Annotated in this window: 18 protein-coding genes; 8 read left to right on the top strand and 10 right to left on the bottom strand. The window is 71.7% G+C overall.

Annotated features, from left to right (window positions below; all coding sequences use genetic code 11):
• Positions 1–3: 3 nt before the first annotated feature.
• Complete coding sequence (locus F603_RS0130465; RefSeq protein ID WP_019549711.1) at positions 4–1,071, bottom strand: glucose-1-phosphate thymidylyltransferase; 1,068 nt, start codon at positions 1,069–1,071, stop codon at positions 4–6.
• Complete coding sequence (locus F603_RS0130460; protein ID WP_158678706.1) at positions 1,068–4,781, bottom strand: ABC transporter ATP-binding protein; 3,714 nt, start codon at positions 4,779–4,781, stop codon at positions 1,068–1,070. The genes F603_RS0130465 and F603_RS0130460 overlap by 4 nt, the downstream gene beginning before the upstream one ends.
• A gap of 132 nt (positions 4,782–4,913) precedes the next feature.
• Here F603_RS0130460 and F603_RS0130455 point away from each other — a divergent pair, with 132 nt between their 5' ends.
• The 3 genes from F603_RS0130455 to F603_RS0130445 are packed head-to-tail and all read left to right on the top strand — an operon-like array spanning position 4,914 to position 8,413.
• Positions 4,914–6,059, top strand: a complete 1,146-nt coding sequence (locus F603_RS0130455) for a nucleotide disphospho-sugar-binding domain-containing protein (protein WP_019549709.1) — start codon at positions 4,914–4,916, stop codon at positions 6,057–6,059.
• The gene (fes, locus tag F603_RS0130450; protein ID WP_019549708.1) at positions 6,056–7,405 is read left to right on the top strand and encodes an enterochelin esterase; all 1,350 of its coding nucleotides are present in this window, start codon (positions 6,056–6,058) and stop codon (positions 7,403–7,405) included. Before F603_RS0130455 ends, fes begins: the two co-directional genes overlap by 4 nt.
• Positions 7,406–7,438: 33 nt before the next feature.
• The gene (locus F603_RS0130445; protein WP_019549707.1) at positions 7,439–8,413 is read left to right on the top strand and encodes an ABC transporter substrate-binding protein; all 975 of its coding nucleotides are present in this window, start codon (positions 7,439–7,441) and stop codon (positions 8,411–8,413) included.
• 204 nt (positions 8,414–8,617) lie between these two features.
• On the opposite strand, the gene F603_RS0130440 is transcribed toward F603_RS0130445, so the two are convergent.
• Positions 8,618–10,132: a sugar porter family MFS transporter gene (locus F603_RS0130440; protein WP_019549706.1), complete on the bottom strand. Its 1,515-nt coding sequence runs from the start codon at positions 10,130–10,132 to the stop codon at positions 8,618–8,620.
• Between the two features lie 428 nt (positions 10,133–10,560).
• Between F603_RS0130440 and F603_RS0130435 the strand changes: the two genes are divergently transcribed.
• Positions 10,561–11,763 (top strand): FAD-dependent monooxygenase, encoded by a 1,203-nt coding sequence (locus tag F603_RS0130435; RefSeq protein WP_051096436.1) that lies wholly within the window; start codon positions 10,561–10,563, stop codon positions 11,761–11,763.
• A 99-nt stretch (positions 11,764–11,862) separates the two neighbouring features.
• Here F603_RS0130435 and F603_RS0130430 read toward each other — a convergent pair whose 3' ends face one another.
• Together F603_RS0130430 and F603_RS0130425 are read right to left on the bottom strand one after the other, a co-directional pair.
• On the bottom strand, positions 11,863–13,296 hold the full coding sequence (locus F603_RS0130430) for a sulfatase family protein (RefSeq protein WP_019549704.1): 1,434 nt from the start codon (positions 13,294–13,296) through the stop codon (positions 11,863–11,865).
• A gap of 49 nt (positions 13,297–13,345) precedes the next feature.
• Positions 13,346–14,791, bottom strand: coding sequence for a sugar porter family MFS transporter (locus F603_RS0130425; RefSeq protein ID WP_026328862.1), 1,446 nt, complete (start codon positions 14,789–14,791; stop codon positions 13,346–13,348).
• Positions 14,792–14,922: 131 nt separating this feature from the next.
• On the opposite strand from F603_RS0130425, the gene F603_RS0130420 reads away from it, so the two are divergent.
• Genes F603_RS0130420 through dgoD form a run of 4 tightly spaced genes read left to right on the top strand, consistent with a single transcriptional unit; the run spans position 14,923 to position 18,417 of the window.
• Positions 14,923–15,894, top strand: coding sequence for a sugar kinase (locus F603_RS0130420; protein ID WP_342665944.1), 972 nt, complete (start codon positions 14,923–14,925; stop codon positions 15,892–15,894).
• Positions 15,891–16,634 carry an IclR family transcriptional regulator gene (locus F603_RS0130415; RefSeq protein WP_019549701.1) on the top strand — a complete coding sequence of 248 codons (744 nt, stop codon included), beginning with the start codon at positions 15,891–15,893 and terminating at the stop codon, positions 16,632–16,634. Before F603_RS0130420 ends, F603_RS0130415 begins: the two co-directional genes overlap by 4 nt.
• Positions 16,631–17,275: a bifunctional 4-hydroxy-2-oxoglutarate aldolase/2-dehydro-3-deoxy-phosphogluconate aldolase gene (locus tag F603_RS0130410; protein ID WP_019549700.1), complete on the top strand. Its 645-nt coding sequence runs from the start codon at positions 16,631–16,633 to the stop codon at positions 17,273–17,275. Before F603_RS0130415 ends, F603_RS0130410 begins: the two co-directional genes overlap by 4 nt.
• Positions 17,272–18,417: a galactonate dehydratase gene (gene dgoD / locus F603_RS0130405; RefSeq protein WP_019549699.1), complete on the top strand. Its 1,146-nt coding sequence runs from the start codon at positions 17,272–17,274 to the stop codon at positions 18,415–18,417. The genes F603_RS0130410 and dgoD overlap by 4 nt, the downstream gene beginning before the upstream one ends.
• Positions 18,418–18,472: 55 nt before the next feature.
• On the opposite strand, the gene F603_RS0130400 is transcribed toward dgoD, so the two are convergent.
• The 5 genes from F603_RS0130400 to F603_RS0130380 form a co-directional block, all read right to left on the bottom strand.
• Positions 18,473–19,444: a formylglycine-generating enzyme family protein gene (locus F603_RS0130400; RefSeq protein WP_019549698.1), complete on the bottom strand. Its 972-nt coding sequence runs from the start codon at positions 19,442–19,444 to the stop codon at positions 18,473–18,475.
• Positions 19,445–19,616: 172 nt separating this feature from the next.
• A complete protein-coding gene (locus F603_RS0130395) occupies positions 19,617–19,811 on the bottom strand; it encodes an MbtH family NRPS accessory protein (RefSeq protein WP_019549697.1) in 195 nt (64 codons plus the stop codon).
• The gene (locus F603_RS0130390) at positions 19,808–23,737 is read right to left on the bottom strand and encodes a non-ribosomal peptide synthetase (RefSeq protein WP_019549696.1); all 3,930 of its coding nucleotides are present in this window, start codon (positions 23,735–23,737) and stop codon (positions 19,808–19,810) included. Before F603_RS0130390 ends, F603_RS0130395 begins: the two co-directional genes overlap by 4 nt.
• Positions 23,734–23,964 (bottom strand): phosphopantetheine-binding protein, encoded by a 231-nt coding sequence (locus F603_RS0130385; RefSeq protein ID WP_019549695.1) that lies wholly within the window; start codon positions 23,962–23,964, stop codon positions 23,734–23,736. Before F603_RS0130385 ends, F603_RS0130390 begins: the two co-directional genes overlap by 4 nt.
• On the bottom strand, positions 23,961–24,596 hold the full coding sequence (locus F603_RS0130380; RefSeq protein ID WP_019549694.1) for an isochorismatase family protein: 636 nt from the start codon (positions 24,594–24,596) through the stop codon (positions 23,961–23,963). Before F603_RS0130380 ends, F603_RS0130385 begins: the two co-directional genes overlap by 4 nt.
• Positions 24,597–24,607: the final 11 nt, after the last annotated feature.

Raw genomic sequence — 24,607 nt, 5'->3', positions numbered from 1 at the left:
CGTTCAGGTCGTGAGGTGCACGCGGCTGTGGTCGCCGAGGACGAGGCGGTGGGCGCGCGGCGCGCGGGGGGCGCCCGTGACGTGCACGGTGCGTCCCAGCAGCGATCCTTCGATGCGCCCTGCACGGTCGATGCGGCAGCCGTCGAGGACGATGGAGAACTCCACCTCGCTGCCCTCGATGAGGCACCCGCCGGCGACGGAGGTCGAAGGGCCGATGTAGGAGTCGCGTACGACGCTGCCGGCGCCGATGACCGCGGGCCCGACGATCCGCGACCGCTCGACCCTCGCCCCCTCCTCCACCCGTACGCGGCCGACGAGTTGGCTCTCCGCGTCGACGCTCCCCGCGACGGTGCCGTCGAGGGTGTCGAGCACCGAACGGTTGACCTCCAGCATGTCGAGGACGTTGCCCGTGTCCTTCCAGTAGCCGGTGATGACGGTCGCCTGCACCGCGTGCTCGTGGTCGAGCAGCCACTGCAGAGCGTCGGTGATCTCCAACTCGCCGCGGTCCGAGGGCTCGATGGCGCGCACCGCCTCGTGCACGGCCGGGGTGAAGAGGTACACGCCGACGAGGGCGAGGTCGCTGCGCGGCTGCGACGGCTTCTCCTGGAGGCTCAACACCCCGCCGTCCGCAGCGAGTTCGGCGACCCCGAAGACCGTCGGATCGCTCACCTTGGTGAGCAGGATGCCGGCCTCGGGCCGGTGCTCCCTGAAGTCGGCGACGAGGCCGCTGATCCCGCCGACGACGAAGTTGTCGCCCAGGTACATCACGAAGTCGTCGTCGCCGAGCCACTCCCGCGCGACGAGGACGGCATGCGCGAGACCCAGAGGACGCTCCTGGCGCAGATAGGTGACCTCGGCGCCGAACCGCGCACCGTCGCCGACGGCGGCGCGGATCTCCTCGGCGGTGTCGCCGACGACGATGCCGATCTCGGTGACGCCGGCGGCGACGAGCGACTCGATGCCGTAGAAGAGCACCGGCTTGTTGGCGACCGGCACGAGCTGCTTCGCCGCGGTGTGGGTGATGGGCCGCAGCCGCGAGCCCGTGCCCCCGGCGAGTACGAGAGCCTTCATCGGAGCTTCCCCTCGGTGGCAGGTGCCTCCGGGGCTTCGGCCCCGGAGGTCGGTTGAGCGGGCACGGTGACGGGCAGGTCGTCGGCGCCGTGCTGGTGGCGCCAGAGCCGCGCGTAGGCGCCGTCGGACGCCAACAGCGCCTCGTGCGTGCCCTGTTCGGCGATCCGCCCGTCCTCCACGACGGCGATGCGATCGGCCTGCGCGGCGGTGGCGAGCCGGTGGGCGACGAGCACGGTGGTGCGCCGCGGGCCCGCCGACCTGGAGGTCGCCTCCGCGGCGAACCGCTCGGCCGCGGGGTCGAGCGCCGAGGTGGCCTCGTCGAGGAGGAGCAGCCCCGGGTCGGTGAGCCGGGCGCGGGCGAGGGCGAGCAACTGCCGTTCTCCGGTGGAGAAGTTGCGGCCCCGCTCGTCGACCTGCTGCCGGAAGCCGTACGGCTGCGCGGCCACCACCGAGAGCGCACCGGTCTCCCTGGCGGCGGCCTCGACCTCGGCGTCGCTCGCCTCCGGGCGGCCGTACCTGATGTTGTCGGCGAGGTCGCCGGAGAAGAGATGGGCCTCCTGCGGCACGTAGCCGATACGGCGCCGGTAGGCGGAGGACGGGTAGGCGCGGACGTCGACGCCGTCGACGAGGACCTGGCCTTCGGCCACGTCGTAGAACCGGGTCAGGAGCTTGACGACGGTGGACTTGCCGGCACCCGTCCGCCCGACGAGGGCGAGCGTCTCGCCGGGCTCGACGCACAGGTCGACACCGTCGAGCGAGGGGCTCGGGGCGCCCGGGTAGCGGTGCGAGGCGTGCCGCAACTCCACTGCGCCTGCGAGGCGTCGGGGGAGCGGGGCGGCCTCTTCGGGGCGCTTGTCGGGGACCGAGGAGGGCAGTCGGAGGAGCTCCACCGTCCGCCGCAGGCCCACGGCGGCCTGCTGGTAGCTGTCGAAGGCGAGCGAGAGCTGCTGGATGGGGGAGAAGAGAAGGCCGAGGTAGAGCATGAAGGCGACGAGCACCCCCGCGTCGAGGGTGCCCTCGGCGACCCAGGTGCCGCCCACGAACAGGACGAGCGCCTTCCCCAGTTCGGCGCAGATGTTGACGCTCGGGAAGTAGACCGAGGCGTACCGCTGGGCGCGCAGCCGGGAGGTGCGGTAGGAGTCCGAGAGCTTGTCGAAGTCGGCCGCCGTGTCCTTCTGCCGGTTGCCGGCCTGGGCGACGCGCAGACCCGAAATGTTCTCCTGCAGCGTGGAGTTGACCTCCCCGATGCGCCGCCGCGCGTCCGCGTAGGCGGCGGAGGAGAGTCGCCAGAAGACGAAGGTGGCGAGGGCGACGAGCGGCAGCGGCGCGAGCCCCGCGAGGGCGAGCGGCAGGTCGACGGCGAGCATCGTCACCGCGACGCCCGCGACCGTCGCCAGCGCCGCCAGCGAGGTGAGCAGGTGCGACTGGAGGAAGGTCGACAGCGCCTCGATGTCGTTGACCATCCGGGTCATGATCTGGCCGCTGCGCTCGCGCTCGTAGAAGTCCATGCCGAGCCGCTGGAGTTGGGCGAAGGTGCGGACGCGCAGCCCGTACAGCACTCGTTCGCCCGCGCGGCGGGTGAGGCGGGTGTGCGTGTGGAGCAGCACCCACCCTGCGAGGACGACGCCGAGCGCCGCCAGGGCCGCGTTACGCAGGGTTCCTCCGTCGCCCTCTGCGACGCCGTAGTCGAGGCCGTGGCGGACGAACAGGGGCAGGGAGACCGTCCCGGCCGTGTCGAGGATGACGAGGACGAGCCCGGTGAGGAGCGCGGCGCGTACCGGGCGCAGTAGGCCGCTGAGGCGCAAGTCCGGTCGCGGGCGCCGGAGCTCGGCCTCGTCGAGTGCGGGATCTGCCGGCGGCTCCGTGGGCTCGTCTGCGGCTTCCGGCTCTGTCACGGGCCACAGCTCCGGGGTGACGCCCTCGGCGCCGTGGGTGTCGGCCGGGTTGATGCGCTCCTCGACCGAGCCGCTGTGCCCCGCGGTGAGTTCGCGGAACAGGGCGCAGCGCGCCGTGAGTTCGTCGAGGGTGCCGACGTCGACGACGCGTCCCTCGTCGAGGACCGCGACGCGGTCGGCGAGGTCGAGCGTGGAGCGGCGGTGCGCGATGAGCAGCGTGGTCGCCCCGCGGGTGACCTCGGCGAGGGTGGCGTGCATCGCCGCCTCGGTCTCGGCGTCGACGGCCGAGGTGGCGTCGTCGAGGACGAGCGCACGCGGGCGGGTCAGCAACGTGCGTGCCAGCGCCACGCGTTGGCGCTGGCCACCGGAGAGGGTGAGGCCGCGCTCGCCGACGTCGGTCCCGTACCCCTCGGGCAGCGCGGTGACGAAGTCGTGCGCGCCCGCCGCACGCGCCGCCGCCTCCACCTCTTCGTCCGTCGCCTCGGGGCGCCCGTGGGCGATGTTGTCGCGGACGCTGCCGGAGAAGAGGAACGGCTCCTCGAAGACGACGCCGACGGTCTCCCGGAGCGAGTCGAGCCGCAACTCCCGTACGTCGACGGTGTCTTCGACGGGCCCGACGCGGACGGACCCCGCCTGGACGTCGTAGAAACGCGGCAGCAGCAGCGAGACGGTCGACTTGCCCGAGCCGGCGGGACCGATCAGCGCGACCGTCTCGCCCGGCTCGACCGTCAGCGAGAGGCCGTCGAGGACCGGATCGCTCGGCGCGTAGCCGAAGCGCACCCCGTCGAAGGCGAGCCCCACAGGACCTGCGGGCACGGGCCGGGCGTCCGGCGCCTCCGTGATCTGCGGCTCCGCGTCGATGAGTTCGTAGACGCGCTCGGCGGAGGCTCGCCCCTGCTGCGCCGTCACCACGAAGTTGGCGAAGAGGCGGGCGGGCCCGGCGAGGAGCGAGAGGTAGGCGGCGAAGGCGAGGAAGGTGCCGATGTCGATGCTGCCCCGCAGCGCGAGCCAGCCGCCGAACCCGAGCACCGCGACCTGGCCGAGCGGCGGTAGCGCCGACATGGAGGCCGTCGCGGCCGCCTGGAGTCGCACCACCCGCAGCCGGCGCCCGAAGAGCCGGCGCGCGGCGGCGGCGAGCCGCTCGGTCTCCCGCTCCTCCTGGCCGAACCCCTTCACCACGCGGACGCCCGTGACGTTCTCCTCGACCCGCTCGGCGATACGGGCCGTCTGCGCCTGCGCCGCCTTCGTCGCGGGCACAAGCCGCTTGCGGGTGTAGGCCGTCAGGCAGGCGAGTCCCGGGACGACGGTGAGCGCGACGAGCGTCAGCAGCGGCGCCAACCAGGCCATCGCGACGACCGCGACGAGGAACTGCGCCGCGACGCCCATCGGGATCGGCAGCATGCCCAGCATGATCTGGACCTGTTGCAGGTCGCTGTTGGTCCGGGAGACGACCTGCCCGGTGCGCAGGGTGTCCTGCCCCGCTCCGTCGAGCTGCTGGATCGATGCGAACACCCGGGTACGCAATCGGTGTTGGACGGCGAGGGCGAGTTTCCCCCCGACGAAGCGCCGGGTGTACTCGGCGCCGAACTGCACCACGGCGAGCCCGACGAGGGCGGCGACGAGCAGGTGGAGCCGATGGGTCTCGCCGTCGAGTGCGTCGTTGACGCCGAGCCTGGCGACGAGCGGGCCGACGGCCTCAAGCCCCGTGCCCAGCACGGAACTCAGGACCACGGCGAGGGTCAGCCGTCGGTGCCGCAGGCAGGCCGCGGCGAGCCTGCGGAACCACGGGGCGGGTGTTGTTGGCCTCGGAATCACATGATTAGCTTAGGCTTACCTAAGTACAACATGCCACCTGCGGGGCGTGACCTCGGGCACAGAGACCCCGGAACTCCCGCGAGCGTTCCGGGACGCCTCAGGCCGTCCCCAGCCGAGGAGGAAACACCCACCATGCGCGTACTGTTGGCAGGACCGCCGTTCTTCGGGCTGCTGTACCCGATGGTCCCGCTCGCCCAGGCGTTCCGGGCCGCCGGACACGACGTCCTCGTCGGCACGTGCGGCGCCGCCGTCGAACGCACCACGGAGGCAGGGCTGTTGGCGGTCGACTGCGCCCCCGGCATCGATCCCGACGCCCGCTACGCCGAGATGGAGAAGAAGCGGCAGGGAAGACCGCCCTCGCCCGGCGAGGCAGGCCGCCCCGCCAAGGGCCGCGGTTTCTCCTTCTTCAGCGACGAGATGGCCGACCGCATGGTGCAGGTCGCGCAGGAGTGGCGGCCCGACCTCGTCGTCCACACGCCCAACGGCGTCGTCGGCCAACTCGTCGCCGCCCGCCTCGGGTTGCCCTCCGTACTGCACGCCGTCGGGTTCGGGCACACCGGAGCCCACGTCGCGATGATGAACGACGCGCTCGCCGGGGGCTACGAACGCCACGGCCTCGACGGACCCGAGCCGGTCGCCGCCTGGCTCGACGTCGCGCCGCCCAGCATGACCACGACCGACGAACCGCGCCGCTGGTCGATGCGGTACGTGCCCTACAACGGCGGGGCTGCGCTGCCCCCTTGGCTCTTCGCGCCGCGGCGGCGGCCGAGGGTCGCCGTCACGCTCGGCACTGTGCGGCCCGTCGTCGACGGCGTCTCGCCTGTGGCGTGGGTCGTCGAGGCCGCCCGCCGCCTCGACGCCGAGTTCGTCCTCGCGCTCGGCGGCGCCGACGTCGCCGCGCTCGGCGAACTGCCCGAGAACGTCAGCACCGTCGACTGGATTCCGCTCGGCGCGCTTCTCGACGCCTCCGACGCCGTCGTCCACCACGGTGGCGCAGGCACCACCCTCACCGCGCTCGACTCCGGGCTCCCGCAGATCGTCCTCGGCGAGGGCGCCGACCGCCCCGCCAACGCCGCCGCGGTACGCGACCGGGGCTGCGGACTCGTCCCCGACGGCCCGGACGACCTCACCCCCGCGCTCGTCGAGCGACTCCTCACGGACGAGGCCCTCGTCGACGCCGCCCGGGAGACCGCAGCCGAGATGGCCGCGATGCCCAGCCCCGCCGAGACCGTCGGCCGACTCGTCCAACTCGCCCTGACGCAGGGAAGAACCCGATGAACGCCCACCCTCCGCAGGCGACCGCATCCCCCGACTCCGTCCCCTACGGCACAGCCGAACCCGCCCGCGGCACGGGAGCAGGCCACCCCGCGGCACCGGCCCGCGCCCGCAGCCCCCGTGTCGCGCGCCTCGCGCGCGACCTCGACGAGCTGTCGGGCCCGGACGCGCGCGCCGCCGCGCTCGACCGCTTCTGGGCCGAGGTGCGCACGTCGGGCACCCCGCTCATCGAGCCGCTCCCCAACGAGCCGCACCACCGGGCCGTCACGTTCCTCTGGCGCGGCGGCGGCACCACGGGCGCGGTGCTGCTCCTCGCCAACCGGCTCATCGACCGCGGCGACTACACCTCGGGGCTGATGGAACACCTCGACGGCACGGACGTCTGGCACTTCACCTACCGGCTGCGCGCCGACCACCGGGGCTCCTACCGCGTCGCCGCCACGGAGGACGCGGCCGACCTCACGCACGACCGGCTCCGCGCGCTCGCCGCCGAGGCCGTCGGCGACCCGCTCAACCCCCGTACGATCGCCACCCGTTGGCACGGCCCGCCCGGCTCCGTCTTCGCGCTCCCCGAGGCACCTCCGCAGCCGTGGGCCGGCCGGCGCGACGGCGTGCCGCGGGGCGAGGTGCAGCGGCACCGCCTGAGCTCCGAGGCGCTCGGCGCCACCCGCGACGTGTGGGCCTACCTGCCCCCGACCGCGGCCGAGGCACCGGACGGCGCCGACGTACTCCTCCTCCTCGACGGCGACATGTGGTTCGGGCAACTCGCCGCCGAGAACCTCTTCGACAACCTGCACGCCGACGGCGCCGTCCGCCCGCTCGTCGTCCTCGCCCCCGACGCCGTCGACAACGCCACGCGCATGCGGGAGTTCGGCGGCCGGCAGCCCTATACGGACTTCCTCACCGAGGAGTTGCTCCCCTGGGCCGCCGCCCGCTGGCCGCTCTGCGCCGACCCGCGCCGCACCACCGTCGCGGGGCAGAGCCTCGGCGGGCTGGGCGCGCTCCACGTCGGGCTGGAGCAACGCACCCACCGCGTCGGCAACGTCGTCGCACAGTCCCCCTCGCTGTGGTGGCGCCCCGACATCGGGCCGGGCATCCCGTCGAAGATGGACACCGGCGAGCAGTGGATGAGCCGCCGGTTCGCCGAACTGCCCGTCCGCGAGGGCCTGCGGGTGCGCCTGGACGTCGGGCTGCACGAGGGGGCGATGGCCACCATGGTGCGCGAACTCTTGACCCGCCTCGACTCACGCGGCTACCCGACGGTGCTCACCGAGTTCAACGGCGGCCACGACTACACCTGTTGGAGCGGTGCGCTCGCCGACGGCCTCGCCGCGCTCCACACCTTCTGAACGATCCTTCTACTTCCGCAGGAGCAAGCACTCATGTCCCTTACCGCCTCCCGTACCCGCAGAGCCGCCGTCGTCGCCGCACTGGCGGGCGCCGTCGTCCTCACCGGCTGTGGTGGCGAGGAGTCCTCCTCGTCCTCGAAGCCCGCCGCGGACGCGGGCACCCGCACCGTCACAGGAGCCGACGGGAAGAAGGCCGAGGTCCCCGAGAAGCCGAAGAAGATCGTCACGCTCAGCGAGCCGACTCTCGACGCGGCGCTCGCCCTCGGCCACCAGCCCGTCGGCGCCACCGCAGGACGGGGCCAACAGGGCGTCTCCAGCTACCTGGCGAAGAAGGCGGCCAAGGCGAAGGTCGTCGCGACCGTCGCCGAGCCCGACCTCGAAAAGCTCGCCGTTCTCAAGCCCGACCTGATCCTCCTCGACGAGACGACCGGCTCCAAGCGCGTCACCGACAAGCTCCGCCAGATCGCCCCCACGGTCCTCACCGCGAAACTCAACGAGGACTGGCAGAAGTCCTTCCTCGCCACGGCCGATGCCCTCGGCGACAAGGCGAAGGCCCAGAAGTGGATCGAGGAGTTCGACGCCGACGTACGCGAGACCAAGAACGGCCTCGAGGACAACGCCGAGGCCGTCACCAGCGTGGTGCGCTGGCAGGACGGGGCACCCTCGGTCGTCGGCAAGGGCAAGGGCCACGTCGGCTCGACGCTCGCCTCCCTCGGCCTGAAGCGCCCCAAGGACCAGCAGGGCGAGAGCCTCGGCCACAGCGAGCCCGTCAGTCTGGAGAAGCTCCGCACCATCGACGGCGACTGGCTCTTCTTCGGCACCCTCGACGACCGGGCGTCCGGAGAGAAGGCACTGAAGGAGGCGAAGGACATCCGCAACTTCACCCGCCTCGACGCCGTACGCGACGACCACGTCGTCGTCGTGGAGGGCTCCGCCTGGAACAGCGCCGGCGGCCCGCTCGCGGCGCGTGCGGTCCTCGCCGACGTCAAGGGGAGCATGGCGGAGTAGCGGTCAACGGGGCCCCGCCGCACGTGTGTCGACGTGCGGCGGGGCGGCTTGATGGGCGGGCGGCAGCCCGATCAGGCCCTGGCGGCGAGAGGGCTGGGACCACCGGCCACTGGCACGGCGAGCCTCATGGAACCCAAGGACATCGCCTACTCCGCCTGTCTTCGCCCGCGCCCGACGACGACACCGCCATGCGCACCACCCTTTTCATGAGGTCTTCGTCCGCGGCAAGAAGACGCCGCGCTTCAGGTCCTGCTCGATGGCCTCCAGCGAACGCCCCTTGGTCTCCGGCACGCGGAAGAAGATGACGACCCAGGCGAGAACGTTCAACATGGCGTACACCAGCATCGCCCCGCCCAGGGAAAGCGCACTGACCAGGCTGAGTGCGCTGGAAGTGACGACGAGGTTCGACGCCCATAGTGCCGCAGCGTGCACACCGGTGGCCGCGGGACGAATCCGCAGCGGATACACCTCGGAGCCGATCAGCCAGCCGACGACCTGAATACCCCCGGTCTGGAACAACATGAACGCCAGTAGCATCGCCAACGCGAGCCACCCGTTGGGCTGGTCCTCGGAGACGATGAAGAGCAGGCCGAACAGCGCGATCGACAGCGCAGAGCCGGGCAGCATGATGAGCATCAGACGCCGGCGGCCGATGCGGTCCACCAGCAGTTTGCCGATCAGCGTCATCACCACGTACACGACGCCGACGTAGACATTGGCCTCCAGCGAGAACGAGGGCGCGAATCCCACGTCGGTCAGGATGATCGGCGTGTAGTAGATCATCATCTCGAGTCCGGTGATCTGAGTGAAGACCGCCACCGTGATTCCGGCGATCAGCGCCGGACGCAGCCACTTCTCGCCGAGCGCCCGCCAAGGGCCCTCCTCGGCCTCGCTCTCCCTGCGCAGGACTTCCTGAATATCACGCACCTCGCTGTCAGCGATCCGACCAGTGGGTCGCACCCAACGCAGCACTTTCCGTGCGGAGTCGATGTACTCATGCCGCACGAGCCAGCGTGGGCTCTCGGGCAGCGTGAGGATGCCGATGATCAGAATGACTGCGGGGACGACGGCTACCACGATCTTCCAGTGCCAGGCGACATCACTGAATACTGCGTTCACGATCGCCGCACTCAGAATGCCGATGCCGATCGCCATATTGAAGAAGGTGACGAAACCACCGCGACGACCGGGAGGGGAGAGTTCAGCGATGTAGGTAGGGATGGTCTGGGTGCTGCCACCCACCGCCAAACCCAGCAGCAGTCGACTGCCGATGAGCGAGAGCGGTTCGGGGGACAATGCCGCAAGCACCACCCCGACGGCGAAAAGCACAGCGACCGTCAGGATCGTGGTCCGCCGTCCGAACCGCACAGTGTACGGTCCTGCCGCGAGCGCGCCGATCACGGCACCAAGCAGAATCGAGGAGGTGATCATCTGCTCGATGGTGTTGTTGGGGATGCTGACACCGAACAACTCATAGGAATTCGTGATCCCGAAATCCTGGGCGATCTGATCGAGGGTTCCCGAAATGACCCCGGTGTCATAGCCGTACAGTAGTCCGCCCAGCGCGGACACCAAGGCCACATGGTAGATGTTCCACTTCGCGGAGTGGGACGTATCGCCGGGGATACCAGAAAGCTTCTGTTGCTGCGGCGACAGCTCCGGCTCCCCACTGAATCCGCCGCCCACGTCGTCCTCGGCATCGCTTGGTTGTTCGTGCATGCATTCTCCTCGCCGAAGCTTCGCGAAACGTGTGGCAGCGGAAACCATAGTGAGGAGCATGGTGGGCCACGGTGAGCCTTTCCCGGCGAGTTGGGTTACCAGGACCGTTTCTTCGTGGTCGGCCATGACAAAAGAAGGCGGCGCGGCTGGATGTTGCGGGACGGGACGTTATTGACACGGCTCATGCGACGTGACGGACCGTTCGTCCCGCCCCTGCGGCGGATTCGATCACCGCCGTCAGGTGCGTTCCTGCCCGCAGCAGGTCGTGTGTATGTTGGGCGATGGTGTCCGGCCGGGGGCGATACGGTCTGTCGCGTCGGCGGTCGTCATGTGCGGCAGCGGACTCGTGCACCAGGAATCTGTGCAACAGGTGTCTGCCGTACGCCGGTTGCGGATTCGTCAGAGTGGGGCGTCCTGAGGATGTGACGATGGGAATCCCTTACGGAGCTTCGCGGACGTCGGGCTCCCCACGGGCGCTGGTGATCGGAGCCGGCGTCGGCGGGCTGACGGCGGCCGCGATCCTGGCCGACCGCGGATGGTCGGTCACCGTCCTCGAACAGGCCGCGGAACTCGAACCTGTCGGTGCGGGCATCTCCCTCGCTCCCAACGCCCTGCGAGCCCTGGACATCATCGGGCTCGGAGATGCCGTGCGCGCCCTCCGGACCTGGACCGGACGTGGGGGTCTGCGCGCGCCGTCAGGCCGATGGCTGGTACCGATCACCGGGGACAGCACCAGCGCGCGTTTCGGGGACCCCCTCGTCTTGTTGACCCGCACAGCCCTCGTGGACTTGCTGCGCTCCCGATTGCCGGCCCACGCGGCACTGCGCACCGGCACGAAAGCGGTGCTCGCCGATCCGGGCGGCCCCGAGCGGCCCGCCCTCGTGACCGCCGGGGCGCAATCCCTCGAAGCCGACCTCGTCGTCGCCGCCGACGGCATCCACTCTGCGACCCGCCGGACCCTGTTCCCCGACCATCCCGGCCTTCGCTACGCGGGTTTCACCACCTGGCGCTTCCTCACCGACGCCCCGCCCGGAGGAGTCCAGCCGCACGAGACCTGGGGACGCGGGCGGATGTGGGGCACCCAGACCCTCCCGGACGGACGGGTCTACGCCTACGCGGCCGCCGCCCAACCTGCCGCGCACCACGCCCGCGACGACGAACCCGCAATGCTGCGGCGCCTGTTCTCCGCCTGGCACCCGCCCGTGCCGCAACTCCTCGAGACGCTGCCGCAGGGAGCGGTCCTGCGCAACGACGTCCACCACCTCGCCGCGCCCCTTCCCGCCCACCACCACGGCCGGGTGGTCCTGCTCGGCGACGCCGCGCACCCGATGACCCCGAGCATGGGCCAAGGCGGCAACCAGGCCATCGAGGACGCCGTCGTACTCGGGCAACTCGCCGACCCCGCCGAGAACATCACCCTCACGCCGGCCTCCTACACCCGGCTGCGCCTACCCCGCACGACCAAGATCGTGCAACAGTCGGCCCGCGCCGCGCGGACGACGACGCTCACCAGCGCACCGGCCTGCGCCCTGCGCAACGCCGCGTTCGCCCTCGTCGGCCGCCTGGCCCCCGCTCTCATGCTCCGTGCGCTCGACGGAATCGCCGACTGGCGTCCGCCGGAGCGCGTGTAGCAAGCCGGCCGCAAGTCCCCGGGCGCCGGTGAGCGGTCTGCGCCGACTCGCCCACGCCGCCGAAGTCGTCGCGCTCATCCGCCGTACAGGCCGGTGGCCTCAGCGGAACTGCTCGCTCCACGGGGCGGTGCGCAGTTGGCTCGTTCCGCGCCAGCGTGCGATGACCCCGGAGAGGCGGCGTCGGTGCGCCTCGAACTTCGGATCGTCCCAGAGGTTGTGTTCCTCACGCGGGTCGGCTTCCAGGTCGAAGAGCTGGCCCTCGTCGGAGTCGATGAACTCGACGAGTTTCATGTTGGCGTCGCGCACCATCGTCATGAGGGCCGTCGCCTGCAGGATCATGTCCCTGGCGTGCTCGGAGAAGGCGTACTCGCGTCCCGCCCAGGGCTCGCCGTGCAGCGCGGGGAGCAGGGACTCGGCCTCCATCCACTCCGGCGGCTCGATACCGGCGAGCTGGAGCACCGTCGGGCCGAGGTCCATCATCGAGGTGAGCCCGTCCACAAGTTGCCCCTGCACCACGCCCGGGCCGCGCACGAGCGCGGGGACCCGCACGCTGGGTTCGTACATGGACCACTTCTGGATGTGGCCGTGGTCGTTGAGGCAGTCGCCGTGGTCCGAGGTGAAGATGATGACCGTGTCGTCGAGAGCACCGCGCCGCTCCAGCGCCTCGATGAGGAAGCCGACCTGTTCGTCGATCATGGAGATGTTCGCCATGTAGTGCTTCCGCTGGCGGAGCACCTGTTCGTCGGTCGGGTTCTCCAGATGCACGATCCCGTCGTGGTCGACCTCCAGGTTGTCGCGCCTGAGGTCCTTCAGTGCGTGGGGCTGACTGTCCATGTCCGCCTGCGAGTTGACGGGCAGCGGCATCTCGATGTCGTCGAAGCGCGCGAGGTGCTCCTCCGTGGGGTCGTACGGCGGGTGCGGCCCGGGGAAGCCGACCTGGAGGAAGAAGGGCTCCTCGCCCGGGTAGCGGTCGAGCCAGAGTGTCGCGAGGCCGCCGATGAAGTTGTCGGCGTGCAGGTCGTCCGGGGCCTCCCACACGTAGGCGCCGAGGCGGTCCTGGTAGTCGGGCATGGCACGGTACTTGGTCGCCCGGTCCGGTTTGACGAGCCCGCGGGCCCAGAACGCCTTGTCCCACTGGTCGAGGAAGAACGGGAGGGTCGGATTGCTGCGGTCCTTGTTCTCCACGACGTGACGTTCGTGGAAGCCGATCGACGTCTCGTAGGGGAAGGTGTGCATCTTGCCGACATTGGCGCACCGGTAACCGTCGGCGGCGAGGAGCTCGACCCAGGAGTGGCTCCACGGGTCGTTGTTCTTGAGCACGCCGTTGCTGTGCGGGTAGAGGCCGGTGAACAGGCTCGCCCTGGAGGGGGCGCAGGAGGGCGCGGTGACGTAGGTGTGGGTGAAGGCGGTCCCCTCGTGGACGAGGCGGTCGAGGTTCGGGGTGAGGGCGTGCTCGTGGCCGAGCGCCGCGATCGTGTCGAAGCGCTGCTGGTCGGTGATGATGAAGACGATGTTGGGGCGCCCGTCGGGCATGTGCTTTCTCCTTGCTGGTGTAACAGCCCTGGTGTGTGGGGTGTTGGCGTCAGTCGACGCGGGCTGCGGACGCCGCGTCGTCCGCCGGCGCCGGCGTACCGTTCCGCTGCGCGGCTCGGGCGGCGGGCCCCTCCCGCATCTCGGCCTCGATCTCCTCCAGCGTGCGGCCCCGGGTCTCCGGGACGAAGAAGACGATCACGGCCACCGCGACCGCGCCCATCAACGCGAAGGTGAAGAAGGCGAATCCGCTCCCCGCCTGGAGCAGGATGGGGAAGAAGAGGGTGACGACGAATATCGCCATGAAGTTGGCGACCTCGGCGACGCTCATCGCCGTACCGCGGATGGAGATCGGCAGGATCTCCGTCTCGACGACGCGGGAGATGGGCCCCCACGTCGAGGAGAACGCGCCCTTGAAGAGGCAGAAGCAGATGATGGCCACCACGCCTGTGATCCCGGCCGTGATGCCGAAGGACCACGAGAAGATCGCCGTGAGCAGCATCGTCGTCCCCGTGATCGCCGCACCGACGATGAGCAGCGGCCGGCGCCCGACGGAGTCCCCGTAGCGCACGGCGAAGACCGTGGCGACGACGGAGATGGCGCCGAACCCCACGGTCGTGATCAGTGAGGCGCTGTCGCTGAAGCCGACGGAGGTCAGCACCGTGGGCGCGTAGTACGTGATGGCGTTGATGCCGAGGAACTGCGCGAGGACGGTCATCAGGACGGCGATGGCGGCGGGCTTGCGTGCCCAGGGCCGCAGCAGCGAGCGCCATGCCCCGCGACCGGCGGCGAGCCCCTCCTCGATCTCACGGATCGTGACACCCGGGTCGGCGCCGTCGTCCCGGGCGGCCAACGTCGCCCGGGCGTCGGCGATTCGGCCTTTCCCCACGAGCCACCTGGGGCTCTCGGGGAGGAAGAGCACGCCGAAGAAGAGCAGCACCGCGGGCACCACCGCGATCCCGATCATCCACCGCCATGCCCCGGCCGGGGAGAAGGCGAGGTTGGAGAGGTAGGCGAGCAGGATGCCGGTCGCGTTCATGAACTGAGTGAGCGACACGATGCGGCCGCGTATCCGGGCCGGGGAGATCTCCGACAGGTAGATCGGGATGTTCACCGACACGAAGCCGATGCCGATGCCGAGCACCGCGCGGCCGATGATCAGGACGACCTCGTCGCCCGCGAGTCCGGACATCAGCGTGCCGACGACGAAGATGCCGGCGGCGATGAGCAGCAGCTTCTTTCTGCCGAGCCGGTCGACGAGGAGTGCCGTGATGAGCGCGCCCGCCGCGGCGCCGATCGTGAAGGACGACGTGACGAGTCCCTGACCCGCCGAGGAGATGGCGAAGTCGCGCTTGATGTAGAGCAGCGCCCCGGAGATCACACCTGTGTCGTAGCCCCACAGCACCGCACCGAGGGCGCCGAAGACGTAGATGAACCAGGACGGTACGCCTCTCACGTGAAGTGGGGCTTTGCTGCTGGCGGTTGTCGATGTGCTCACGTGCGGGGCTCCTTCGCCGCTCACTTTCTCGGCTGCCTGTGCTCGACAGCCGGGCCAGTATGCTGGTGGTGGCACATCTGCACAAGGTGTGCATAATTTGCACAACTCTGACGATGACCGAGGAGGTTCCGGTGGGCGATACGCACGTGGCCGCTGCTTCGGATTCCCGCTCAACCCACGCCCCCCCGCCCGACGTTGTGTGTCTCGGCGAATCGATGGTGCTCGTCGCACCGCCCGCGTCGACCCCTCTGCGGTCGGCGACGGACGCCCGACTGCGGGTGGCCGGCGCCGAGTCGAACACAGCGCAGTACCTCGCCGATCTCGGCCACCGTGTGAGCTGGGTGAGCCGGCTCGGAGACGATCCGCTCGGGGAGCGGGTCGTCTCCGAGATCGCGGCGTCCGGGGTCGACACCAGGGCCGTGGTGCGCGATCCGGCGGCCCCGACCGCCGTCTACTTCAAGGACCCGGGACCCGAGGGAACCAAGGTCCACTACTACCGGGCGGGCTCCGCGGCCTCACGCATAAGCCCGGCCGATCTCGACGCCGTCGCCTTCCGTGACGTGCGTATCGGCTACACCTCGGGTGTGACGGTCGCCCTCTCCGACTCCTGCGCCGAGGCGGCCTCCGCACTCTTCGCGCGGACGCAGCGGGCCGGCGGCCTGCGCGTCTTCGACGTCAACTACCGGCCGGCGCTGTGGAGTTCGAACGAAGCCCCGCGTGTCCTGCGCGAGGTGGCACGGCAGGCGGACGTCGTCCTCGTGGGGCTCGACGAGGCCGCCGCCCTGTGGGGCACCGCCGCACCGGAGGACGTGCGGGAGCTCGTCGGGGCGAGCGGACAGCTCGTCGTCAAGGACGGCGAGGTGGGAGCCACGCTCTTCGAGGGGACGGACCGCTGGTTCCAACCGGCGGCCGAAGTCGAAGTGGTGGAGCCGGTCGGCGCGGGCGACGCGTTCGCCGCGGGGTACCTCTCGGCGCTGCTGCACGGCGCCGAGCCGGACGACCGCCTGCGGCTGGGTCACCGTACGGCGGAGCTCGCCCTCGGCTCCGTCGCCGACCATGTCGACGCGAGCGGGCTCCGCGAGGTGCGCGAGGTGGCGTCGTGAGCCAGGCCGTCGAGCGCGCCATCAGCATCCTCGAACTCATGAGTACGGGGCCGCAACGCCCCTCGGACATCGCGGCCGAGCTCGACGTGCACCGCACCACCGCCCTGCGACTGATGCAGGACCTGGTCAACGGCGGGCTCGCCCGGCGCGCGGAGGACGGCACGTTCGTCGTCGGCCACCGGTTGGTGGGACTCGCCCAGGCGGTGACGGAGCAGTTCGACCTGCGCAGCGTCACCCACTCCCACGTGCAGGCCCTCGCCGCCGAACTCCACGTCACCGTGCACGTCGCGGTGATCGACGGAGACCGCATCGTCTACGCCGACAAGGCGGAGTCGTTCGGCAGGGTGCGGCTCTACTCCCAGATCGGCAAGAGCGTGCGCCTGCACGCCTCGGGAGTCGGCAAGGCGATCCTTGCCTGGGCCGACGACGAGGAGCGCGAACGCCTCCTCGCCACCTGCTCGTTCGAGCGGTTCACGCCGACGACCGTGGCCGGCAGGGACGCCTTCACCGCGCACCTCGGGGAGATCCGCGCACGCGGCCACGCGGAGGACGACGGCGAGTACGAGAGCTTCGTCAACTGCATCGCGCTGCCGATCCGGAACGCGACCGGCGCGGTGACCTCGGCGCTGTCGGTGACCGCGCTCAAGGAGCAACTCGACCTGGAGGAGCTGCGCAGCAGGCTCCCGCTGATTCGTGAGACGGCGCAAGCGATCTCACGCGACCTGGGATGGATGAAATGACCGACGACACCAGGGCGTTCTTCGCCACGCACTTCGCACACCTTCCACTGATGACGATACTGCGCGGTTTCGACGCCGCGCGGACCGTCCAACTGGCCGAGCGGGCCTGGGACGTCGGCATCCGCCTCGTCGAGGTGCCGATCCAGTCGCCGGCCGCACTCGATGCGTTGGCCGCCACGGTCGAGGCCGGCCGCGCCCGTGGCCTGCCCGTCGGCGCCGGCACGGTGACGACCGCCGCGCACGTGCGGCAGGCGGCGGACGCCGGGGCCGTCTTCACGGTGGCGCCCGGCTTCGACCCCGCGGTGGCCGGGAGTTCGCTCACGGCGGGGCTGCCCCACCTCCCGGGCGTCGCCACCGCGAGCGAGGTGCAGCGCGTGCTGGCGTTCGGACTCGACTGGCTGAAGATGTTCCCGGCCTCCGACCTCGGCCCCGACTGGCTCCGCTCGATGCACGGACCGTTCCCGCAGGCACGGTTCGTCGCCACCGGAGGTGTCCGCCTCGACACCGCCCGGACCTATCTCGACTCCGGCGCCGCCGGCGTCGCGCTCGGCTCGGCGCTCGGCGATCCCGCGCAGCTCGAAAGAGTCCGCGAGCTGGCCGGCTCGCTGACCTCGTCCACCACCTCGGAGGTATCCGCATGAAGATCACGGGACTTGAGACGTTCTCCGTCGCGCCGCGGTGGCTGTTCCTCGCGGTCCACACCGACGAGGGCCCCACCGGCTGGGGCGAGCCCGTCGTGGAAGGCCGCGCGGCGACCGTCGCCGCCGCGGTGGAGGAGCTCTCGGACTACCTGATAGGCGCCGACCCCTTCCGCATCGAGGACCACTGGCAGACCCTCACCAAGGGCGGCTTCTACCGCGGCGGCCCGATCCTCTCCAGCGCCGTCGCCGGCATCGACCAGGCCCTGTGGGACATCAAGGGCAAGAGCCTCGGCGTCCCGGTCCACGAGCTCCTCGGCGGTGCGGTGCGCGAGCGGATGCGCACCTACGCGTGGATCGGCGGCGACGACCCCGCCGGCGTCGCGGAAGCCGCCCTGCAGAAGAAGGAGTTGGGGCTCAGTGCCGTCAAGATGAACGGCTCCGGCAGGATGCGCGGGCTGGAGTCGAAGGCGGCGCTCGACGCGATGGTCGCGCGGGTCGCCGCGGTGCGCGAGGCCACGGGCGACGACTTCGACATCGCCGTGGACTTCCACGGCCGGCTCTCCCCTGCGGTCGCGCGCCAGGCGCTCCGCCTGCTCGAACCCTTGCACCCGCTCTTCGTCGAGGAGCCGCTGGTCCCCGAACTCACCGCCGACTACCCGGCGATATGTGCGTCCACCAGCATCCCGATCGCCACCGGCGAGCGCCTCTTCTCCCGTTGGGACTTCCGCGAGGTGGTCGGCTCCGGCCTCGCCGTCGCCCAGCCCGACCTCTCGCACGCGGGCGGTATCTCCGAGGTGCGCCGCATCGCCTCGCTCGCCGAGGCGTACGGCGTCTCGCTGGCTCCGCACTGCCCGCTCGGACCGATCGCCTTCGCCGCCAGCCTCCAGGTCGACTTCGCCTCGCCGAACGCGCTCATCCAGGAGACGAGCCTCGGCATCCACTACAACGTCGGCTCGGACCTGCTCGACTACCTCGTCGACCCGGGCGTCTTCGCGACGTCGGAGAGTTATGTCGAGCGCCTGCGGGCCCCGGGCCTCGGGATCGAGATCGACGAGCGTGCGGTGCGCCGTGCCGCCGAGGTCGGGGCGCGGTGGCGCAACCCTGTCTGGCGGCACGACGACGGCTCGTTCGCCGAGTGGTGACCGGTGCGCGAGCGCGGTCGCGCGGTCGCCCCGGCCGCGCGTGCCCGCGCCGCGGCTAGGGGCTGCCGACCGTGCGGAAGCCGAGGTTGGCCGTGGCCGAGTCCGGAGTGTTCGACGACCTGGCGGCCACCCGGTAGCGGTTGCAGTAGGAGTCGTGGCAGAGGTAGGAACCACCGCGCATGACACGGGTGCTGCCCGCCTCGGGGCCGGTGGGCGCGGTCACCGGCTCCGAGGTGTAGTGGACGGGGGAGAACCGGTCGGCGCACCACTCCCAGACGTTGCCGACCGTCTGCCACAGTCCGTAACCGTTGGGCGCGAAGGTGCGGACGGGAGCCGTGGTCAGGTAGCCGTCCGCCAGGGTGTTGTGCACCGGGAAGGTGCCCTGCCAGATGTTGCACCGCCACGCGCCGTCCGGGTGCAGCACGTCCCCCCACGGGTACCGGGCGCCGGCGAGGCCGCCGCGAGCCGCGTACTCCCACTGCGCCTCGGTCGGCAGGGCGCGCCCGGCCCAGGCGCAGTACGCCGCGGCGTCGTGCCAGGAGACGTGGGTGACGGGGTGGTCGGGCGTCTCGTACGCGTCGGACTGCCGCCCGCCGGGGCGGCGCCAGTCGGCCTCCTTCACCGCCAGCCACCACGGGGTGCCGGCCGAGGACCCGACGACGTCCTCCGCGGGTGCGCGTACCGCCAGGTGGAACACGGCGGAACAGCCGAACTCCTCGGCCTCGGTGCGGTATCCGGTGGCCTCGACGAAGGCCGCGAAGTCGGCGACCGTCACGCAGGTCGCGTCGATCTCGAAGCCGGGGAGCGCCACCCGGTGCACGGGGCCCTCGCCGTCCGTCGGCTGCCCGTCGTCGTGCGCGTCGCCCATCGCGAACTCCCCGGCGGGTACCTGCGCTTGTTCGATGCCGTGGGTGCCGGTGCCGGCCCAGGCGGGTGCGACGCCGGTGTGCGCTTCGGCCGACTGCGCCGTGGAGCCTTCCGTCCTCGCGGGCGCGCAGCAGTGCGCGGTGTGGTGTTCGTCTGGCATTGCTCGTCCTCCCGCGCGTTCCTCCGGGGTCCGTTGCTCCGAACCCTTGCGCGTTCCCACGATATGCCTGTATATACGTGCACGTTGTCGAGGGGGCATCCGTTGGGGAACGGCTACGGATCGTGGTCCGTCTCCGATCCGTTCACCGCCTTGTCTCCGTGCGCCCCGCTGCTCACCCTGCGGAAAGATGCCGCAAACACGCCCCGTGCGTGTCCGGCCCGAAGCTGCGTCGCCAACCCTGCGGGACGGCACGCCAGTCGGGCCACAGGGAGTGGTCGCCCGCGCTGTTGACGAGGACGAGGAAGGCGTCGTCCCGGCCGTCGGCCGGCGGGTCGAAGGGGCCCGGCTCCGTCGCGGTCGCGGTCATCGTTGCGGTACCTCCAGGTGTGCCGCGAGCACGTCGGCGATGGCCCCGACGTGCTCGTCCCGCAGCAACTGCGGGTGGGTGCAGGGCAGTTCGTGGTTCTCGACGGTGCCGTCCACGTGCGGCTGCCACGCCAGGGGCGTGAGCCAGTCCTCCGGCCGCGGCGCCGCCGCGGTGAAGAAGACGAGGTCGCCGGTGTAGCGCCGGTGCTGGTGCTCGCGCATCCGCCTCGCGTGGTGCGGCACGATGTCGACGATCCGCGCCAGCGTGTGGTCGCTGAGCCCGGCGAGCGGGCTGCCCGCGCGCCGCAGCGTCGCGAGCACGTCCGCGTGGTCGCGCTCGGAGGTGCGCTCGAATCCGGCCATGCGCAGCACGGCGGTGAGTGCGTCGCCCTCCTCGGGCGCCGGGCGCTCGCGCCACTGCTCGGCGGGGAACGCGTCGAGCAGCGCGAGGAGTCCGACCTCCTCGCCTTCCTCCTGGAGCAGCGTCGCCACGGTGTGTGCGAGGACGCCGCCGACCGACCAGCCGAGCAACTGGTAGGGGCCGTGCGGCTGCACCGACTTGAGGTGCTCGACGTAGGCGGCCGCCTGCTCGTCGAGGGAGGACGGCAGTGGCGAGGTGTCGAGGAGGCCGGGCGCCTGGAGCCCGTAGACCGGTTGGTCGGGGCCGAGCCGCGAGGCCAACCCCGCGTAGCACCAGGAAATTCCGCCCGCCGGGTGGATCGCGAAGAGCGGCGTGCGCGAGCCGGAGGCGCGCAGCGGCAGCAGTACGCCGAGCGCGTCACCGGAGGCGGCGGAGTCGTCGGCCGTGCGGACGGCGAGCCCGGCCGGCGTCGGCGCCTCGAAGAGCGAGCCGATCGTCAACTCGGCGCCGAGGCGCTCCCGTACGCGGCCCACCAGGCGCGCGGCGAGCAGCGAGGTGCCGCCGAGATCGAAGAACGCGTCGTCGGGGCCGACGTTTTCGACCTCCAGCACCTCGGCGAAGAGCGCGGTGAGCGCCTCCTCCCGCGGCCCCTCGGGGGCGCGTCGCCCGCTGCCGGAGAAGACCGGCGCGGGCAGCGCACCGCGGTCGAGCTTGCCGTTGGGGGTGAGCGGGAACGCGTCGAGGGCGACGACGGTCGACGGCACCATGTGTTCGGGCAGCCGTCGCGCGAGCGCGGCCCGCGACGCCGCCGGCTCGGCGGTGCCCGTGGTGTAGCCGACGAGTAGCTGCTCGCCCGGCCGGTCCTCGCGGACCAGCGCGCACGCGCCGTCGACGCCGTCGAGCGCCGCCAACGCGGCCTCCACTTCGCCGAGTTCGAGACGCTGCCCGCGGAGCTTCACCTGGTTGTCGGTGCGCCCGAGGTACTCCACCTCGCCGCGGACCGTCCACCGCGCGAGGTCGCCCGTGCGGTACATGCGCGCCCCCGGCGGACCGAACGGGTCGGCGACGAACCTCGTCGCGGTGAGTTCGGGCCGGTGCAGGTAGCCGTCGGCGAGCTGTGCGCCCGCGAGGTAGAGCTCGCCCGTCACGCCTGGCGGGCAGGGCTGGAGCGCAGGGTCGAGGACGTAGAGCCGGGTGTTCCACACCGGCGCACCGATCGGTACGGGGCCGGTCTCCTCCGGCACGCACGTGTGGTGCGTCACGTCGACGGCCGCCTCGGTCGGCCCGTAGAGGTTGTGCAGCGCGACCTCGGGAAGCGCACGCGCGAACGTGTGCGCCGTCTCGCGCGGCAGCGCCTCGCCGCTGCAGAAGACCCGACGCAGCGACGCGCAGCGCGAGGCGTCCGCTTCCGCCAGGAAGACCTGAAGCATCGACGGGACGAAGTGGCAAGTGGTGACGGCGTGTTCGGCGACGGTCGCGGCGAGGCGGGCCGGGTCGCGATGGCTCCCCGGCTCGGCGACGACGAGCGTGGCGCCCTCGCGCAGCGGCCAGAAGAACTCCCAGACGGAGACGTCGAACGAGGAAGGCGTCTTCTGCAGCACGCGGTCGTCGGGCCGCAGCCGGTAGGTGTCCTGCATCCAGCGCAGCCGGTTGTCGATCGCCCCGTGCGAGACGACGACGCCCTTGGGGCGTCCCGTCGAGCCGGAGGTGTAGAGGACGTACGCGGGATGCGCGGGGGTGAGGGCCCGGGGCGGGTTGACCGCCGGGTAGGCGGCGAGCCGTTCGCGGGTGCCGGGTTCGTCGAGGAGGAGCTGCGGGCGGCCGTGCGCCGGCAGCCTCCCGGCACGGTCGGCGACGGCGCAGACCGGCGCCGCGTCGTCGAGCATGTACGCGAGGCGCTCCGGCGGGTACTCCGGGTCAAGCGGCAGGTAGGCGGCGCCCGACTTCGCGACGGCGAGGAGCGAGACGACCAGGTCGGTCGAGCGCGGCAGTGAGACGGCGACGAGCGCGCCGGGCTTCGCGCCCTCGTCCTGGAGGAGTCGTGCGAGGCGGTTGGCCCGCGCGTTGAGCTCCTCGTAGCTGAGCGCGGTGTCGCCCTCGCGGAGCGCCGTCGCCCCCGGCGTCTCGCGGGCGCGGCTCTCGAAGGGGCCTGCGAGGGTGGTGCAGGGGAGTTCGCGCGCCGTGCGGTTGCACTCGTCGAGGACGAACTCCCGCTCCGCGGGGCTCGCGACGGCGTACGCGCCCAGCGGTTGCTCCGGGTCCGCGCCGGCGAGCTGCTCCAGCAGCCGCAGGAACCTCGACTGGTGTGCGGCGAGCGCCTCGTGGGGGTAGAGCGCGGGGTTGCCGTCGTGGTCGATGCGGAGTCCCCGGCCGTCGGCCCGGTCGTAGATGTTCACCGTGAGGTCGTCGACGGGCCCCGTCGACAGGTTCATCGCCCTCGCCGGTACGCCGGCGAACGCCGCACCGTAGTCGAACGGCATGACGTTGACGAGCGGCCCGACGAGCGCCCGGCCTTCGCCGAGCAGCCCCAGGTCGCGCCGGATGTCCTCGTACCGGTACCGCTGGTGGCGGCGCACGTCCCGGATGCCGAGGACGACCTGCCGCACGAGCGAGGCGAGCGTGTCCGAGGGCCGCACCGTGAGACGCAGCGGCAGCACGTTCATCACCATGCCGGGGATGCGGAGCGCTGCGGAGCCCATGCGTCCCATCAGCGGCAGCCCGAGGACGACGTCCGAACGGCCGGTCACGCGCGCGGTGTAGAGGGCCTGCGCCGCGACGAGGACGTCGGGCCAGGTCGCGCGGAGCTCCTCGGCGAGGGTGCGCAGCCGCTCGGTGGTGGCGGGCGGCAGGTACGCGGTGCGGCGGCCGAAGGTGCGCGAGGCGAGGGCGTCCCGACCGGCGAGCCTGGGCGCCTCGGGACGGTCGGCGAGCGCCGTCGCCCAGTGCTCGCGGTCGGCGGCGAACTCTTCGGACGAGCGGTATGCGGCGTCCTGCGCCACGAGTTCCGCGAGGCGCCCGAAGGTGCGGGGCGCCGGGTCCGCGCCTTCGGCGAGCGCCGAGTACACCTCGGCGGTGCGTCGGACGAGGAGCGAGTACCCGTAGCCGTCCATGACGAGGTGGTGGATGCACTGGTACCAGAGCCACCGCTCGTCGGCGACGCGGAACAGCGCGTGTGTGAAGGGGAGTTCGCGGGAGAGGTCGCGCGCCCGCGCCAGGTCCTCGCGCATCCACGCCTCGGCCCGCCGCTCCGCTCCGTCGCCGCGCAGGTCGTGCACGGAGAGCGGCAACTCGACGGCGGGGAGCAGGTGTTGACGCGGTCCCTGCGGGGTGTCCTCGATCCGCACCCGCAGTGCCTCGGCCTCCTCGGTGACGCGGCGCAGCGCCTCGGCGAAGAGGTCGGCGTCGAGCGGCCCGTCGATCCGCAGGCACTCCGCGGTGTTGAGCGCGGGGCTCGCCGGGTCGAGCGCCTGCGCGTACCACATGCCCGACTGCGCTGCGGTGAGCGGAAGTCGGAGTGCATGCTCGGTGTCGGGCGAGGCATGGCGGTGGGTCGCTGTCGCGGTCACGAGGCGGCCCCCAGAAGCCGTGCCCACGCCTCGACCGCGGGGGCCTCGGCGAGGTCGGCGAAGTCCGCCTGCACACCGTGCTCGCGGCGCCAGCGCTCCAGCAGCGTCATGATGCGCACCGAGTCGAGGCCGTAGTCGACGAGGCTTTCGTCGACGGGGATCTCCGCCGGGTCCTCGCCGAGGGCGGCGGCGACGTCGTGGTGGATGCGTTCCGTGGTGAGTGTCATGCCAGCTCCTTGACGAGCGCGTCTGTGGTGGTCACCGCGGCGCAGCGGCCGGCGGCCCAGCGCAGCGCCGCGTCGTGGTCGTCGCGTGTGAAGTCGGCGACGGCGTCGGCGACGACCCAGGCGCGGATGTCCTGCATCCACGCGTCGCACGCGCTCACCAGTACGCCGATGTGCGCGTAGACGCCGGCGACGAGGAGCTGATCGCGCCCCGACTCCCGCAGGAGCGCTGCGAGTTCGGTGCGGACGAAGGCGCTGTACTTCCACTTGGTGAGCACCGTTTCGCCGGCTGCGGGCGCCACCGCTTCCGGTATCGCCAGCGCGGCGGGGTCGTCCGCGACGCCCGGGCCCCAGAAGTCGAGTTGGAGGCCGCGCTCCTCGGGCGTCTGCCCGCCGCGCTGCGTCGAGTAGACGACGGGCACACCGCGGCCGCGGCAGGCTTCGAGGAGGCGCGCGGTGTTGCCGAGGAGCCCGGTGAGTGGTTCGGCGCCGCGCGGGAAGGCCCCGAGGAAGTGCTGCTGGAGGTCGTGGACGAGGAGGACGGCGCGGTTCGGGTCGACGCGCCAGGCGACCCGGTTCTCGGGCAGCTCGTCGGGCCGGGGGAGCGGGTAGGGGGCGATTGCGGGGAGTGCCATGGAGAGGCGGC

Origin of the sequence: Streptomyces sulphureus DSM 40104 (assembly GCF_000381025.1) — a bacterium.
Lineage (GTDB): Bacteria > Actinomycetota > Actinomycetes > Streptomycetales > Streptomycetaceae > Streptomyces > Streptomyces sulphureus.
Note: the sequence above shows the minus strand (reverse complement) of the source record. Positions and strands in the feature narration are given on the sequence as shown.